The sequence below is a fragment of the Streptomyces sp. NPDC051555 genome, from assembly GCF_044454405.1.
Taxonomy (GTDB): domain Bacteria; phylum Actinomycetota; class Actinomycetes; order Streptomycetales; family Streptomycetaceae; genus Streptomyces.
In genome coordinates this window covers 250,184-265,015 of the sequence record NZ_JBITDP010000004.1, presented here as the reverse complement: position 1 = coordinate 265,015, position 14,832 = coordinate 250,184, and the positions used below count along the sequence as shown (strand labels likewise).

The 14,832-nt window shown below is 71.8% G+C and carries 11 protein-coding genes; 7 read left to right on the top strand and 4 right to left on the bottom strand.

Going from position 1 to position 14,832, the window contains the following annotated elements; translation table 11 throughout:
• Positions 1–54 precede the first annotated feature (54 nt).
• Together ACIBEA_RS12325 and ACIBEA_RS12320 are read right to left on the bottom strand one after the other, a co-directional pair.
• Entirely contained in the window at positions 55–441 is a 387-nt protein-coding gene (locus tag ACIBEA_RS12325; protein ID WP_354379663.1) for a WhiB family transcriptional regulator, read from the bottom strand.
• Positions 442–604: 163 nt separating this feature from the next.
• Positions 605–1,297, bottom strand: coding sequence for a DUF1707 domain-containing protein (locus tag ACIBEA_RS12320; protein WP_399259829.1), 693 nt, complete (start codon positions 1,295–1,297; stop codon positions 605–607).
• A gap of 148 nt (positions 1,298–1,445) precedes the next feature.
• Between ACIBEA_RS12320 and ACIBEA_RS12315 the strand changes: the two genes are divergently transcribed.
• Both ACIBEA_RS12315 and ACIBEA_RS12310 read left to right on the top strand, forming a co-directional pair.
• Positions 1,446–3,113 (top strand): fumarate hydratase, encoded by a 1,668-nt coding sequence (locus tag ACIBEA_RS12315; protein WP_399259827.1) that lies wholly within the window; start codon positions 1,446–1,448, stop codon positions 3,111–3,113.
• Positions 3,114–3,411: 298 nt separating this feature from the next.
• On the top strand, positions 3,412–4,203 hold the full coding sequence (locus tag ACIBEA_RS12310; protein WP_399259825.1) for a glycerophosphodiester phosphodiesterase: 792 nt from the start codon (positions 3,412–3,414) through the stop codon (positions 4,201–4,203).
• An 85-nt stretch (positions 4,204–4,288) separates the two neighbouring features.
• Here the strand turns inward: ACIBEA_RS12310 and ACIBEA_RS12305 are convergent, their stop codons facing one another.
• Positions 4,289–5,803 carry a ricin-type beta-trefoil lectin domain protein gene (locus tag ACIBEA_RS12305; protein WP_399259823.1) on the bottom strand — a complete coding sequence of 505 codons (1,515 nt, stop codon included), beginning with the start codon at positions 5,801–5,803 and terminating at the stop codon, positions 4,289–4,291.
• Between the two features lie 107 nt (positions 5,804–5,910).
• Here ACIBEA_RS12305 and ACIBEA_RS12300 point away from each other — a divergent pair, with 107 nt between their 5' ends.
• From ACIBEA_RS12300 to ACIBEA_RS12290, 3 genes are all read left to right on the top strand, one after another.
• Positions 5,911–7,314, top strand: coding sequence for a class II fumarate hydratase (locus ACIBEA_RS12300; protein WP_399259820.1), 1,404 nt, complete (start codon positions 5,911–5,913; stop codon positions 7,312–7,314).
• Positions 7,315–7,426: 112 nt separating this feature from the next.
• Positions 7,427–8,206: a DUF402 domain-containing protein gene (locus ACIBEA_RS12295; protein ID WP_399259818.1), complete on the top strand. Its 780-nt coding sequence runs from the start codon at positions 7,427–7,429 to the stop codon at positions 8,204–8,206.
• 871 nt (positions 8,207–9,077) lie between these two features.
• Positions 9,078–10,961: a SpoIIE family protein phosphatase gene (locus tag ACIBEA_RS12290; RefSeq protein WP_399260141.1), complete on the top strand. Its 1,884-nt coding sequence runs from the start codon at positions 9,078–9,080 to the stop codon at positions 10,959–10,961.
• A gap of 108 nt (positions 10,962–11,069) precedes the next feature.
• Here ACIBEA_RS12290 and ACIBEA_RS12285 read toward each other — a convergent pair whose 3' ends face one another.
• Positions 11,070–13,355 (bottom strand): transglycosylase domain-containing protein, encoded by a 2,286-nt coding sequence (locus tag ACIBEA_RS12285; protein ID WP_399259816.1) that lies wholly within the window; start codon positions 13,353–13,355, stop codon positions 11,070–11,072.
• A gap of 231 nt (positions 13,356–13,586) precedes the next feature.
• Here ACIBEA_RS12285 and ACIBEA_RS12280 point away from each other — a divergent pair, with 231 nt between their 5' ends.
• Together ACIBEA_RS12280 and ACIBEA_RS12275 are read left to right on the top strand one after the other, a co-directional pair.
• Positions 13,587–14,498, top strand: a complete 912-nt coding sequence (locus ACIBEA_RS12280) for an SPFH domain-containing protein (protein ID WP_399259814.1) — start codon at positions 13,587–13,589, stop codon at positions 14,496–14,498.
• Positions 14,495–14,779, top strand: a complete 285-nt coding sequence (locus ACIBEA_RS12275; RefSeq protein WP_399259812.1) for a hypothetical protein — start codon at positions 14,495–14,497, stop codon at positions 14,777–14,779. Before ACIBEA_RS12280 ends, ACIBEA_RS12275 begins: the two co-directional genes overlap by 4 nt.
• Positions 14,780–14,832: the final 53 nt, after the last annotated feature.

Below are 14,832 nucleotides of genomic sequence, written 5' to 3'. Positions count from 1 at the left end.
CCAGCACACCCAGGGGACCCCGCGGGCCACTTCCGGCCCCGGCGGCAGGCCGGATCAGCCCGCGGCGGCGATCGGCTCGGAGCCCGGACCCTGGCGCAGCTCGGCCGCCCGGCGCCGGCGGCGGGCCAGCACCACGCGGCGCTCGGCGGCGGTGAGCCCGCCCCACACGCCGTAGGGCTCGGGCTGGAGCAGTGCGTGCTCCCGGCAGGCGACCATCACGGGGCAGCGGGCACAGACGCGCTTGGCCGCCTCCTCGCGGGCCAGCCGGGCCGCGGTGGGCTCCTTGGAGGGGGCGAAGAAGAGGCCCGCCTCATCCCGGCGGCACACCGCCTCCGCGTGCCATGGGCCGTCCTCTTCCCTCGCGGGCGTCCGTGGGCCCGGGATACCCCGAACGCTCTGCACGGTGGCTACCTGCAGGGACTGATGCGGCGGATGCTGCACGGTCTACTCCTGACGACGTATTCGCGAGCGAGAGACGATGCACCTGTCCCTACCCGCTGTACGCCCCCCTATGCACTCTGTGCCACCCGGGGGAAGTTCGACCGGAATCCGCTGCATCCGGAAGCCAAACGGAACCATTCGGCCGTGATCCGGACGAGACGGCTCAGCCCTCCAGTCGCTTGCGGAACCTCTCCGCGAGGTCGACGAGGCGGGAACCCATTTTGCGACGGGCCTCGATGTTGCCGAGCACGGTGAAGCCGCGGACGATCACGACGGGCGCCTGCGGGTCGGCGACGGACTCCCCCTCGCCGTGCACCTCGAAGTTGCCGAGGACCCCGCTGCCGTACCCCCGCAGGGTGACGTTCTCCGGGACCTTGACCTCGACGTTGCCGAGGACGCAGGTCACGTTGATCTCGGTGACCTGCTGCTCGAAGACGGCCTCGGTGAGGTCGATGGTGATGTCCCCGAGGACCGAGACGGCCCGGGTGTGGGACGCCGGGCGCCAGCGGCCCTTGCGGGTGGAGCTGCTGAACACCGCCACCACGTTCTCGACGTAACCGCCACCGGGCGGTCCGGAAACCGGCCAGGCCGGACCGGAAGCGGGCGCGGCGACGGCGTAGGCGGCTCCCGGAGCGGCCGGGAGGTCCCGGACCAGCACCTCCAGCTCGCCGACGGTCTTGACGGCGTAGAGGGCGTCGAGGCGCTCCGAGTGCTCCTCCGCGGTCAGCCGGCCCTCGGCGAGGGCGTCACCGATGATCTGCGCGATGCGGTCACGGTCGGCGTCGGAAGCGCGCAGCGCGACGGGCGCGGATTCGGCTGCGGGCGCGGGCGCGGCGGGGTGCTTTTCGAGGTCCACGCCCCCAGCATAGCGAGACACGATAGATCGCGATACTGCTGAGTGAGCCTTACCTCACAGACGGAGCCGGGGAAAGAGGTCCTACGCTGGAGGACTGCGCTGCCAATTGGGCGCCAGCGCTGTCTGCCGAGTGAGGATTGGCCACACGATGCCGGAGTTCGCGTACACCGACCTGCTGCCCCTGGGCGAGGACACCACCCCCTACCGGTTGGTGACCGCGGAGGGCGTCTCCACCTTCGAGGCCGACGGCCGTACGTTCCTCAAGGTCGAGCCCGAGGCGCTGCGCGCGCTCGCCGAAGAGGCCATCCACGACATCCAGCACTTCCTGCGCCCCGCGCACCTCGCGCAGCTGCGCCGCATCATCGACGACCCCGAGGCCAGCGCGAACGACAAGTTCGTGGCGCTGGACCTGCTCAAGAACGCGAACATCGCCGCGGCGGGCGTGCTGCCGATGTGCCAGGACACCGGCACCGCGATCGTGATGGGCAAGCGCGGCCAGAACGTGCTGACGGAGGGCGCCGACGAAGCGGCCCTGTCCCGCGGCATCTACGACGCCTACACCCGCCTCAACCTGCGCTACTCGCAGATGGCTCCGATCACCATGTGGGAGGAGAAGAACACCGGCTCGAACCTGCCCGCGCAGATCGAGCTGTACGCGACCGACGGCGGCGCCTACAAGTTCCTCTTCATGGCCAAGGGCGGCGGCTCGGCGAACAAGTCCTTCCTCTACCAGGAGACCAAGGCGGTCCTCAACGAGGGCTCCATGATGAAGTTCCTGGAGGAGAAGATCCGTTCGCTGGGCACGGCGGCCTGCCCGCCCTACCACCTGGCGATCGTGGTCGGCGGCACCTCGGCGGAGCACGCGCTCAAGACCGCGAAGTACGCCTCGGCGCACTACCTGGACGAGCTGCCGACCGAGGGTTCGGCGCTGGGCCACGGCTTCCGCGACGAGGCCCTGGAACAGCAGGTCTTCGAGCTGACCCAGAAGATCGGCATCGGCGCCCAGTTCGGCGGCAAGTACTTCTGCCACGACGTCCGCGTGGTCCGCCTCCCCCGCCACGGCGCGTCCCTCCCGGTCGCCATCGCGGTCTCCTGCTCGGCGGACCGCCAGGCCACCGCGAAGATCACCGCGGAGGGCGTCTTCCTGGAGCAGCTGGAGCGGGACCCGGCGCGCTTCCTGCCGGAGACCACCGACGAGCACCTGGACGACTCGGCGGACGTGGTCTCCATCGACCTCAACCGGCCGATGGACGAGATCCTGGCGACCCTGACCGAGCACCCGGTCAAGACCCGCCTGTCCCTGACCGGCCCGCTGGTCGTGGCGCGCGACATCGCGCACGCCAAGATCAAGGAGCTGCTGGACTCGGGCGCGCCGATGCCGCAGTACCTCAAGGACCACCCGGTCTACTACGCGGGCCCGGCGAAGACCCCCGAGGGCTACGCGTCCGGCTCCTTCGGCCCGACCACGGCCGGCCGGATGGACTCCTACGTCGAGCAGTTCCAGGCGGCGGGCGGCTCCAAGGTGATGCTGGCCAAGGGCAACCGCTCGCAGCAGGTCACGGACGCCTGCGGGACGCACGGCGGCTTCTACCTCGGCTCGATCGGCGGCCCGGCGGCCCGCCTCGCGCAGGACTGCATCAAGAAGGTCGAGGTCCTGGAGTACGAGGAGCTCGGCATGGAGGCGGTCTGGAAGATCGAGGTCGAGAACTTCCCGGCCTTCATCGTGGTCGACGACAAGGGCAACGACTTCTTCCAGAACCCGGCCCCGGAGCCCACCTTCACCCACATCCCGGTCCGCGGCCCGGGCCTGGCCTGACCCCACCGCCGGGGCGCGGCGTCCGCGCCCGCCCCGGCGACCGGTGGTCCGCCCGAGGGCGCCGGGTCACTCGTTCACCGCCCGTGCGGCCTCGTCCTCGACGGCGGCCAGTGCGTCCATGGCGGGCCGGAAACCCGGATGGTCCTTGCCCGACACCCTCAGGGGCCGACCATCGGCCGCGCCCGTCCGCCACCGGGTCGTGCCGGCCCGGCGTCTTCGCTTCGTCCACCCGGGGTGGACCGGGGGCGGACACAAGGAGGGAACTTCGCGTTCACCCTGGTTTGCCAGGGTTTGCCGTATGACTCAGGCGTCCCACCTCCCCGCTTCCGCATCCGCCGCCCGCGCGACGCGGGTCATCGCCCATCGCGGGGCTTCCGAGCAGTACCCGGAGCACACCATCGCCGCCTACCGGCAGGCCCTGGTCGACGGGGCCGACGCGCTGGAGTGCGACGTCCGGCTCACGGCGGACGGGCGGCTGGTGTGCGTCCACGACCGCCGGGTCGACCGGACCTCCGACGGGCGCGGGGCCGTGTCCGCGATGACCTACGAGCAGCTGGCCGGGCTCGACTTCGGCAGTTGGAAGGGGCCCCGGCACGATGGGGCCCGGGTCCTGTACTTCGAGGAGCTGCTCCAGGAGGTGCTGGCCGCGCCGCGGCCCGTGGGGCTGGCCGTGGAGACCAAGCACCCGACCCGGGCGGGCGGCAGGGTGGAGGCCGAACTGGTGCGGGTGCTCGGCGAGTACGGTCTCGCGGACGGGCCCGGCGAGGGCGGCCACCGGGTCGAGGTGATGAGCTTCTCCCGCGGCGCGCTGGCCCGTACGCACCGGCTGGCGCCCGCGCTGGAGACCGTACAGCTGCTGGAGCGGCGCGGCCCGCTGCGGCTGCCGCACACCGTCGGGCACGCCGGTCCCGGGATCGAGTTGGTCCGCCGGGATCCGCGGCTGGTGGACCGGCTCAGGGCGGCGGGGCTCGGCGTACGGGTGTGGACGGTCGACGAGCCCGAGGACGTGGACCTGTGCCTGCGCCTCGGCGTGGACGCGATCATCACCAACCGTCCGCGGCAGGTGCGGGACCAGCTCGACGCCTGCTGAGGGAACGGGAACACCCGGCCGGGGTGCGCCGGCCGGGTGGGGGGTGTGGGCGTGTCGGCGGTGCGGGGTGCCGGCGATTCGGGTGTTACGCGAAGCGCTGGTTCGTCGCGCCGGTGCAGGTCTGCAGGCGCACGGCTTCGTGGGCGGCGCCCACGGTGAGGCACATGCCGGGGGCGGCCTGCGGGCGGATGGTGGCGCCGTTGCGGACGAACTGCTGGTTCGCGCCGCCGTGGCAGTTCCAGATGATCAGGCCGGTGCCCGCGCCGTAGTTGGCGCCGGGGGCGTCCAGGCAGCGGTCCTGGGTCAGTTCGACGTGCAGCGACTTGCGGGGCGCGTCGTACCACCAGCCCTGGTTGCGGCCGCCGTGGCAGTCCCAGCCGAGGAGCCCGGTGCCGTTGGCGCTGGAGCCGCCGTTGGCGTCGACGCAGGTGCCGTTGGCCTCGTTCTTGAGCGGCTTGTACAGGTCGTCCCAGGCCCCGGCCTGCAGGACGGGGGTGCCGGTGCTCGCCGGGTCGGCGCAGGAGGCCTCGCGCAGGCCGGAGTCGTAGAGCTGGGTCAGACAGGACGCGAAGGCGCCGTGGCCGCGGTAGTTCGGGTGGAAGGACTGCCGGGCGGTGTTCTCGTCCCACGGGAAGTGGTCGCCCAGGTCCAGGTAGAGGCCGCGGGCCCAGGTGTCCTCCATGCAGACCTCGTGGCCGTTGAAGAGCCGCGAGTTGTCGAGGTAGTAGGCGCCGGAGGCGAGGGCGGCGGCGCGCATGCCCTTCTCGAAGGTGGGCACCGCGTAGTTGCGGCCCCACGCGGCGTCCGAGTCGTAGCCCGCGCAGCCTCCGGGGAGCTTGCCGGGGAAGTTCGGGTTGTCGTAGAAGTCGGGGCCGATCGGGCTCGGGTAGCCCATCACGACCAGCTTGTAGTCGGTGTCGGCGTAACCGGCGTCCCGCATGACGGTCCTGAGGTCGGCGACCGTCGACTCGACCTTGGGCCGCAGGCCGTCCACCCGGGCCTGCCAGCCCGGCCCGTACTTGGGCTCGCAGGTGCCCTGGCTGAGCACCCAACGGGTCACGCAGTCGGTCATGACGGGGCCGAACTGGAGGTCGTCATTGGCCCCGGCGACCAGCAGCACCATCTTGATGCGGGTGTTGCGGGCCTTGATGGCGAGGTTGTCGCTCTGGACCAGCTCGTCGGCGTACTGCTTGCTGCCGCCGATCCGGATGTTGCCGGTGTAGCCGCCGGAACAGGCCACGTTGAAGGTGAGGTCGGCGGGGATGCCGGTGCGGTGGATGGCCGAGTCCGGCGAGCGGTGGCACTGGTTGGACGAGGTGTTGGTCGCGGGGTCGTAGTTGCCGACGCCCTCGCCCGAGATCTCGCTGTCGCCCAGTGAGATCAGCCCGGTCCTGCGGTCGGCCGGCGGACGGATCGCGGGATCGCCGTAGATCTTGGTGGCCTCCGCGGCGCGGATCGCCTCCAGTTCGGGCGACAGGGCGCTCGCCGCGGCGGTGGCCGCCTGGGCCATGGGGGTGATGGCGGTGACGCCGCCGAGGGCGGCCGCGATCGCCGCGACCGCGGCGAAGGTAGATCTGAGCCTGGGTGTGGTGCGGGCCATGGATGTCTCCCCGGTGTCAGTGTTACCCCCGGTATTTACTGGCCGGTAGGGGAGTTGGGAACACTTCGAACAAGACAATTGCTCAACTTTTTGAGGAGGCCACGAACATGACCGAAGACCAGCAGGCCACAGGGCTGCGCGTAGAACACGATTCGATGGGCGAGGTGTTGGTCCCCGCCGATGCCAAGTGGCGGGCCCAGACCCAGCGCGCCGTGGAGAACTTCCCCATCTCGGGGCAGCGCCTGGAGCGGGCGCACATCGCCGCCCTCGCCCGGATCAAGTCCGCGGCCGCGAAGGTCAACGCGGAGTTGGGCGTCCTCGACCCGGAGGTCGCCGACGCCATCCGGTCGGCCGCCGCCGAGGTGGCCGAGGGACGCTGGGACGCGCACTTCCCCGTGGACGTCTTCCAGACGGGGTCCGGCACCTCGTCCAACATGAACGCCAACGAGGTGATCGCGACCCTGGCCACCGAGCGGCTGGGTCGCGAGGTGCACCCCAACGACCACGTCAACGCCTCGCAGAGTTCCAACGACGTCTTCCCGTCGTCGATCCACATCGCCGCCACCGGCGCCGTCACCGGCGAGCTGATCCCGGCCCTGGAGCACCTCGCGGCCGCCCTGGAGCGCAAGTCCGACGAGTTCGCCGGGGTGGTCAAGGCGGGACGCACCCATTTGATGGACGCCACCCCGGTGACGCTGGGACAGGAGTTCGGCGGCTACGCGGCCCAGGTGCGCTACGGCGTCGAGCGGCTCCGGGCGGCGCTCCCCCGGCTCGCCGAACTGCCGCTGGGCGGCACCGCGGTCGGCACCGGGATCAACACCCCGCCCGGATTCTCCGCCGCGGTCATCGCCGAAGTGGCCGCCGAGACCGGGCTGCCGCTCACCGAGGCCCGCAACCACTTCGAGGCCCAGGGCGCGCGGGACGCGCTGGTGGAGACCTCGGGCATGCTCCGCACCGTCGCGGTCTCACTCACGAAGATCGCCAACGATCTGCGCTGGATGGCCTCGGGACCGCGCACCGGATTGGCCGAAATCAATCTCCCGGATCTCCAGCCAGGCTCTTCGATCATGCCCGGAAAGGTCAATCCGGTCGTCGCCGAGGCCGTCCTGATGGTGGCCGCCCAAGTGACCGGAAACGACACCACGGTCGCCGTGGCCGGCGCGGCGGGCAACTTCGAGCTGAACGTGATGCTCCCGGTGATGGCCCGCAACCTCCTGGAGTCGATCCGACTGCTGGGCAGCGCGAGCCGGCTGCTGGCCGACCGCACGGTGGACGGGATCACCGCCAACGCGGCCCGGGCCAGGGAGTACGCGGAGTCCTCGCCCTCCGTGGTGACCCCACTGAACCGCTACATCGGCTACGAGGAAGCGGCCAAGGTCGCCAAAAAGGCGCTCGCGGAACGCAGGACGATCCGGGAGGTCGTGCTGGAGTCCGGCTACATCGAAGGCGGCTCGCTCACCCTGGAGCAGCTCGACGAGGCCCTTGACGTGCTGCGGATGACCCACCCCTGACCCACCCACGGCCCCCTCGGGCGAGGGCTGGATTTCGGTCGAATGCCGCCCCCGAACCCCTCCGTGACCTGCACCGCAGCGGGCGCGGGGGGCCCAGCCCTAAGATCTGTGCATGACAGGTACCGGAGGCCGCGGGGGCGGCGGGGCGCGCGGTGACGCCCGAGGGGGCGCCCGCGGCGATGCGAGCGGCCGCCCGTACGGCGACGCGCACCAGGGCGCGTACGAGGCCGCCACGGGCCCGCGCTGGGCGCCCGGGGAGCACGTCCTGTGGCGCTACCGCGACCACGCCCCGGGCCCGGACGGGCCGGTCCACATCTGCCGTCCGGTGACGGTCGTCCAGGACACGCCCGAGCTGCTGGCCGTGTGGATGGCCCCGGACACCGAGCTCGTCAAGCCGGTGCTGGCCGACGGGACCTCGGTGCACGACGAGCCGCTCGCCACCCGCTACACCGCCCCGCGCACCACCGCCCGCTCGCGGTGGTTCGGCGCCGGCGTGCTGAAGCTGGCCCGGCCCGGCGATCCGTGGTCGGTCTGGCTGTTCTGGGACCATGGCTGGCGTTTCCGGAGCTGGTACGTGAACCTTGAGGAGCCCAGGACCCGATGGTCCGGCGGCATCGACTCCGTGGACCACTTCCTCGACATCTCCGTCTACCCCGACCGCACCTGGACGTGGCGGGACGAGGACGAGTTCGCGCAGGCGCTGCGCTGCGGGTTGATCGACGAGGGGACGGCCGAGCGGGTGCGGGAAGCCGGGCGGGCGGCGGTGCGACTGATCGAGGAGTGGGGGGCGCCGTTCTCCGCCGGCTGGGAGAACTGGCGGCCCGATCCGGGCTGGAACGTTCCGGTACTGCCCGAGGACTGGGACCGCACCCCGGCGCATATGACCTCATGAGACCCTTGATGCGCCCCAGGGTGCCAAACGTAGGATCAGCCTCCGCAAGCGTGCAGACAGGGCTTCATGCGAGGGTGTACACCCGTAATTGACGTGTTGTGCGCGGGACTTGACCGGAGGTCAACGCAGACCGAGAGGTAACGAGAAGCGGGGGTCCCCCCGACGAAGTGTGGGGGAGGTGCCGCGGGCGACGGTGCCCCCGCCGCTGAGCGGGTATACCGCGACTGACCGAGTTGAGTGCAGCGCACATCCAGCGCAAACGGACGGAATGCCACGCGTGACGGAGTACCCCACCTCTTACGAGGGCCCGCAGCCTGCCGCGGCCGCCGCGACACCGGCGCCGGGCGGCTCCGACCTGCCCGGGCCCCGCCCGGCACGGCGGGGTGCGGAAGCTTCCGGTGCGACCGCTTCCGGCGTGGGCGGCGGATCCGGTCCCCGCTCCGACGACCGGGGCGACATCCGCGGCCACGACAGCGGCCACGACAGCGGCCACGATCAGGGTCACGACCCGGGCCACGGCAAGACCCCGGCCCCGGCCGCCCAGGACACCCGGCCCGGCCCGCCCGACACCGGCTCCGCCGGTTGCGGCGCCTCCGACTCCAGTTCCTCTTCCTCCGGTTCCGGCTCCGGCTCCGCTTCGGGTTCCGGTGCTGATTGCGATGCCGGTTCCGACACCGACCGGCCCGCCCCGATCCCGGCCGCCCGCCGCGGCGGGACCACGCCCTCCCGGGACACCGCCGCCGCCCACAACGCCGCCGCGGCGGGAGCAGCGCCGGAGCGCCCCGACGCCACCGGTCCGGCCGCCGCGCCGGAGACCGCCGCGGACACCTGGCCCGCGCCCGCCGCGGGCGGCCCGGCGGACGCGTCCGCAGTGGGTTCCGCTTCCGGTCCCGGCTGGGGTGCCGGGGGCGCCGCCACAGGTGAGCCCGGCGGCATACCCGGTGTCCCGGACCCGGGGGCCGCCCGTCGTGAGGGCGACCGGCTCCGCTTCGTCGGCGCCGCCACCCGCCGGATCGCCCGCGGCATCGACCTCGACGAGATCGTCCTCGGTCTGTGCCGGGCCACCGTGCCCACCTTCTCCGACGCGATCCTCGTGTACCTGCGCGATCCGCTGCCCGTCGGCGACGAGCGCCCCATCGGCCCGGTCGTCCTGAGGCTGCGCCGGACCGACCGGCTGCGGCCGATCGACGACCTCACCGACGCCCTGCGCGGCGGCGGCGACACCATCGGCGCCGGACTGGACCTCTCCGCGGTCACCGGGGCCGGGGGCGAGCTGGACTTCAGCCAGCTGGCGCTCGTCGGCCCGCAGGGCGACCTGCCCGCGGCCGAGCTGTGCGAGATCCGCTCCGGCGGAGCCCTCGCCGAGGTGCTGCGCGGGGTGCGGCCCGTCTTCGGGTCCTCCGCCGCGGCGCGCGCCGCGCTGCCCGAGCTGCTGGGCGCGGACCACCCCGTACCGCGCGGCCAGCGGGCGATCCTGGCCCCGCTGCGGGGCCGGCGCCGCGTCATCGGCGCCGCCGTCTTCCTGCGCACGCCGGACCGGCCCGCCTTCGAGCAGAACGACCTGCTCGTCGCCGCGCAGCTGGCCACCCACACGGCGCTCGGCATCGACAAGGCCGTCCTGTACGGCCGCGAGGCCTACATCGCCGACGAGCTCCAGCGCACCATGCTCCCGGACAGCCTGCCGCAGCCCACCGGGGTCCGCCTCGCCAGCCGCTACCTCCCGGCCGCCGAGACGGCCCGGGTCGGCGGGGACTGGTACGACGCGATACCGCTGCCCGGCAGCCGGGTCGCCCTGGTCGTCGGCGACGTCATGGGGCACTCGATGACCTCCGCCGCGATCATGGGCCAGCTGCGGACCACCGCGCAGACCCTCGCGCAGCTGGACCTGCCGCCCGCCGAGGTGCTGCACCACCTGGACGAGCAGGCCCAGCGGCTCGGCTCGGACCGGATGGCGACCTGCCTGTACGCGGTCTACGACCCCGTCTCGCACCGGATCACCATCGCCAACGCCGGCCACCCGCCGCCCGTCCTGCTGCACCTGGGCGGCCGCGCCGAGGTGCTCCGGGTGCCGCCCGGCGCCCCCATCGGCGTCGGCGGCGTCGACTTCGAGGCCGTCGAGCTGGACGCGCCGGCCGGGGCCACCCTGCTGCTGTACACGGACGGGCTGGTCGAGTCCCGGCTGCGCGACGTGTGGACCGGCATCGAGCAGCTGCGCGAGCGCCTCGCCACGACGGCGCAGCTCACCGGCCTGGACCACCCGCCGCCGCTGGAAGCGCTCTGCGACGACGTACTGGACATGCTCGGGCCGGGCGACCGGGACGACGACATCGCGCTGCTCGCGGCCCGCTTCGACGGGATCGCCCCGAGCGACGTCGCGTACTGGTTCCTGGACCCGGAGGAGACCGCTCCGGGCCGCGCCCGGCGCTTCGCCCGCCGCGCCCTGACCCGTTGGGGCCTGGAGGAGCTGAGCGACTCCCTGGAGCTGCTGGTGAGCGAGGTGGTCACCAACGCCGTCCGCTACGCCGAGCGGCCCGTGACGCTGCGCCTGCTGCGTACGGACGTACTGCGCTGCGAGGTCGGGGACGACTCCCCGCAGCTGCCGCGCCAGCGCCGGGCCCGGGACACCGACGAGGGCGGCCGCGGGCTGTTCCTCGTCAACCGGATGGCGAAGCGCTGGGGCGCCACCCGGCTGAGCAGCGGAAAGGTCGTGTGGTTCGAGCTGGCACTGCCGGGGGCGGCGCCCGACCGGCAGTGACCGGGCGCGCGCCCCGCCAAGGCGCCCCGTGAAGGCGAACGCACGAAGACCGCCGCCCGGCAGCATTCCTGCTGCCGGGCGGCGGTCTTCGTGCGTTCCCGCGGGCGCCTACGGGAAGGGCGGGAAGCCCTGGCTACGGGTCGGGCCCGGCGAGGAGTGCCCCGGGTCCGGCGACGAGTGCCCCGGATCCGGCGACGAGTGGCCGGGGTCAGGGCTGGAGCTGCGCGAGCTCGAACTGCTCGGGTTCGGGCTGCTCGACCCGGACGAGGAGCGGCTGGTGCTCGGCGACGGGGTGCGGCTGGTCGAGGCCGAGGTGGACGGGGTGGGGCTCGGGGGCGGGGTGCCCATGTCCGCGTCCGGGAGCTCGAACTTGCTGGTGTCCACGCCCGAGAGCGCGGCCAGCGTGTAGGCCTTCCAGATGGCGGCCGGGAAGCTGGAACCGCCCGCGCGGCCACCACCGGCGGTACCGGTCAGGGTGACCTGCTTGCCGCTACCGGCCTCCTCACCGAACATCGCGACGACGGTGACCAGCTCCGGGGTGTAGCCGGTGAACCAGGCCGCGACGTTGGACTCGGTCGTACCGGTCTTGCCCGCCGCCTCGTAGGCGTCGCTGTAGACCTTGTTGCCCGAGCCGTCCTTGACCACGCCGCTGAGCACCTTGGTGACGGTGTCGGCGGTGGACGTGTCGATCACCTGGTCGCCGACGGGGACCACCGGCTTGTAGGTGCGCGCGTGGTTCTGCGCGCTCTTGATGATCGACGGGGTGATCTTCTTGCCGTGGTGGTCGAAGGTCGCGTAGACGCCGGCCATCTCGACGGTGCTCGCGCTCATGGTGCCGAGCGCCATGGCGGGCTTGTCGGAGGGCCAGCCGTCGCGGTCCCGCATGCCGAGGGCGAGGCCCATCTCCTTGACCTTCTGCGGCTTCGCGTCGACGGTCATCTGCGCGTACACCGAGTTGACCGAGGAGTTGGTCGCGCTCTGCACGGTGACGTCGTGGCCGATCTCCCAGTAGTTCTCCTGGTCCTGGTTCTGCGGGGAGAAGGGAGTGTCGCTGCCGACCACCGGGCGGCCGCTGGTGCCGTCGTAGAGGGTGCTCGGGTTGATCGGCTTGCCGGCCTGCGTCTTGGCGCCGTTCTGCAGGGCGGTGGCGAGGACGACCGGCTTGAAGGTCGAGCCGGGCTGGAAGTCGGTGCGCAGGGCGTTGCTGGACCACTTCTCGGCCTGGCCGGTGCCGCCGTACATGGCGACGATCGCACCGGTCTTCGGGTCGACGGAGGTGGCGCCCGCCTGGACGTTCTGGTCGACCGGGCGCTCCGCGGTGTTCTTGCGCTCCAGCTTGGATTCCAGCTCGTCGTTGACGGCCTTCTCCAGGGCGGCCTGCTTCTTCTTGTCGATGTTGAGCTTGATCGTCCAGCCGCCCGCGTCGATCGCGGCCTTGGGGACGCCCTGCCGGTTGAGCTCGGCGTCGGCGGCCTCCATCAGGTAGCCCTTCTGGCCCTCGCGCCCGGGGGTGGGCTTGGGCTTGATGGGCTCCTGGAACTTCAGGGTCTTGCGCTTGGCCTCGTCCAGCTTGCCCATGCCGACCATGTTGTCGAGGGTCGCGTTGAAGCGGATCATGACGAGGCGCTTGCCGTTGGGGCCCGCGGTCGCCCAGTCGTAGGAGCTGGGGGCCTGCAGGACGGCGGCGAGGTAGGCGCCCTGCTCCAGGGTGAGCTTCTGCGCGTCGACGCCGTAGTACGCCTGGGCGGCGGCCTGGATCCCATAAGCACCGCGACCGAAGTAGCTGGTGTTCATGTAACCCTCCAGGATCTGGTTCTTGTCCATGTCCTGGTCGGTCTTGAGGGAGATCACCATCTCCTTCAGCTTGCGCGTCGCGGTCTGGTCCTGGTTCAGGTAGTAGTTCTTGACGTACTGCTGCGTGATCGTCGAACCACCGGCCTTGCCCTTGCCGGTCACCGTGGAGATGAACCCGCGCACCAGACCCTTGAAGTCGATGCCCTGGTCCTGGTAGAAGTTCTTGTTCTCGATCGCGATGAACGTGGTGCGCACGTCCTCCGGAACCTTGTCGAAGGGCAGGATCTCGCGGTTGTACTTGCCCGTGCGGGTCATGACGGAGCCGTCGGACCACTGGTAGACGTTGCTCTGGAGCGTCGCCTCTTCGTTGGGCTTGGGCGCGTCGACGTAGAAGTAGAGGCCGACCAGGGCCGCCATGCCGAGCAGGATCAGGCCGAAGAAGGTGCCGAGGATCTTCTTCCAGGTGAAGAACCTGCGTATGCCGGTCCGTTTGCCCGTGCCCGCACCGCTCTTGCCGCGGTCGCTCTTCGACGCGCGACCGCGCGACGCGCGCCGCGTCCCGCGCTGCTGCTGCGCCCGTCGCGCTTCTGCTCGGCCCATCGCTCCCGCTCCGCTCGATTACCCCCGACGTCAGCTCAGAAAGCTAACACCGGAGGCTGTGACAAGGGCTGCACAATCCTGATCAATTACGGTCAATTCGGACGTGAGAATCAGCACCCGCGCCCTAAGAACCGACGCCTAGGAGACCAGAAGAGTTGCGGTGTGCCAAAAAAGTGATATCACTTTGCTAGGGAGTCCGACCGGCTCCTCATGAATGAAACGGGGCGAACCATGACGAAGACCACTGAAATGCCGGCGCCACAGGTACGGGAGTTCACCGCGAAGAGCGTGGGCGGCGGGCTGGCCCTGCTGCTCGGACTGCTGGGACTGCTGCTCGGATCGGGCCTGATCGCGACCGGCGCCGTCCTCACCGCCGTGGGCGCCAAGGCGGGCCTGATCGCCTTCGGCATCGTCGTCAACCTCGGCTCGCTCTACGCGATGTGCGGGCTCAACACGGTCGCGCCGGGCGAGGCCCGCGTGGTCCAGCTCTTCGGCCGCTACCGGGGCACGATCCGCACCGACGGCCTGCGCTGGGTCAACCCGCTGACCTCCCGCGACAAGATCTCCACCCGCGTGCGCAACCACGAGACGGCCGTCCTGAAGGTCAACGACGCCTACGGCAACCCGATCGAGCTGGCCGCGGTCGTCGTCTGGAAGGTGGAGGACACCGCGCGGGCCCTCTTCGAGGTCGACGACTTCACCGAGTTCGTCGAGACCCAGACCGAGGCCGCCGTCCGCCACATCGCGATCGAGTACCCCTACGACGCCCACGAAGAGGGCGGCCTCTCCCTGCGCGGCAACGCCGAGGAGATCACCGAGAAGCTCGCGGTCGAGCTGCACGCCCGGGTCGAGGCGGCCGGCGTCCACATCATCGAGTCCCGCTTCACACACCTCGCCTACGCACCCGAGATCGCCTCGGCCATGCTCCAGCGCCAGCAGGCCGGCGCGGTCGTCGCGGCCCGTCGCCTGATCGTCGAGGGCGCCGTGGGTATGGTCGAGCTGGCCCTGACCCGCCTGCAGGAGGAGGACGTCGTGGACCTCGACCCGGACCGCAAGGCCGCCATGGTCTCCAACCTCATGGTGGTGCTCTGCGGGGACCGCGCGGCCCAGCCCGTCGTGAACACCGGAACCCTCTACCAGTGAGGGCGGGCGGCGAGCCGCCGGCCCCCGAGGGGGCCGGCGAGGACGACCGCACCGCGGCGGCCCCCGGCCCGGCCCGGCGCGCGGCCCGCAAGCAGGTGCTGCTGCGGCTCGACCCGCAGGTGTACGACGCCCTCGCCCGCTGGGCCGGGGACGAACTGCGCAGCGCCAACGCCCAGATCGAGTTCCTGCTCCGCCGCGCGCTCGCCGAGTCCGGCCGGCTCCCCTCCGCACCGGGCCCCATGCCCCGCCGCGGCCGCCCCCCGAAGGCGGCTCCCGAATAGGGAACCCGCGCGAACGCCCCGCCCCACCGGGCCGGGGGCGTTCGCGCACCGGC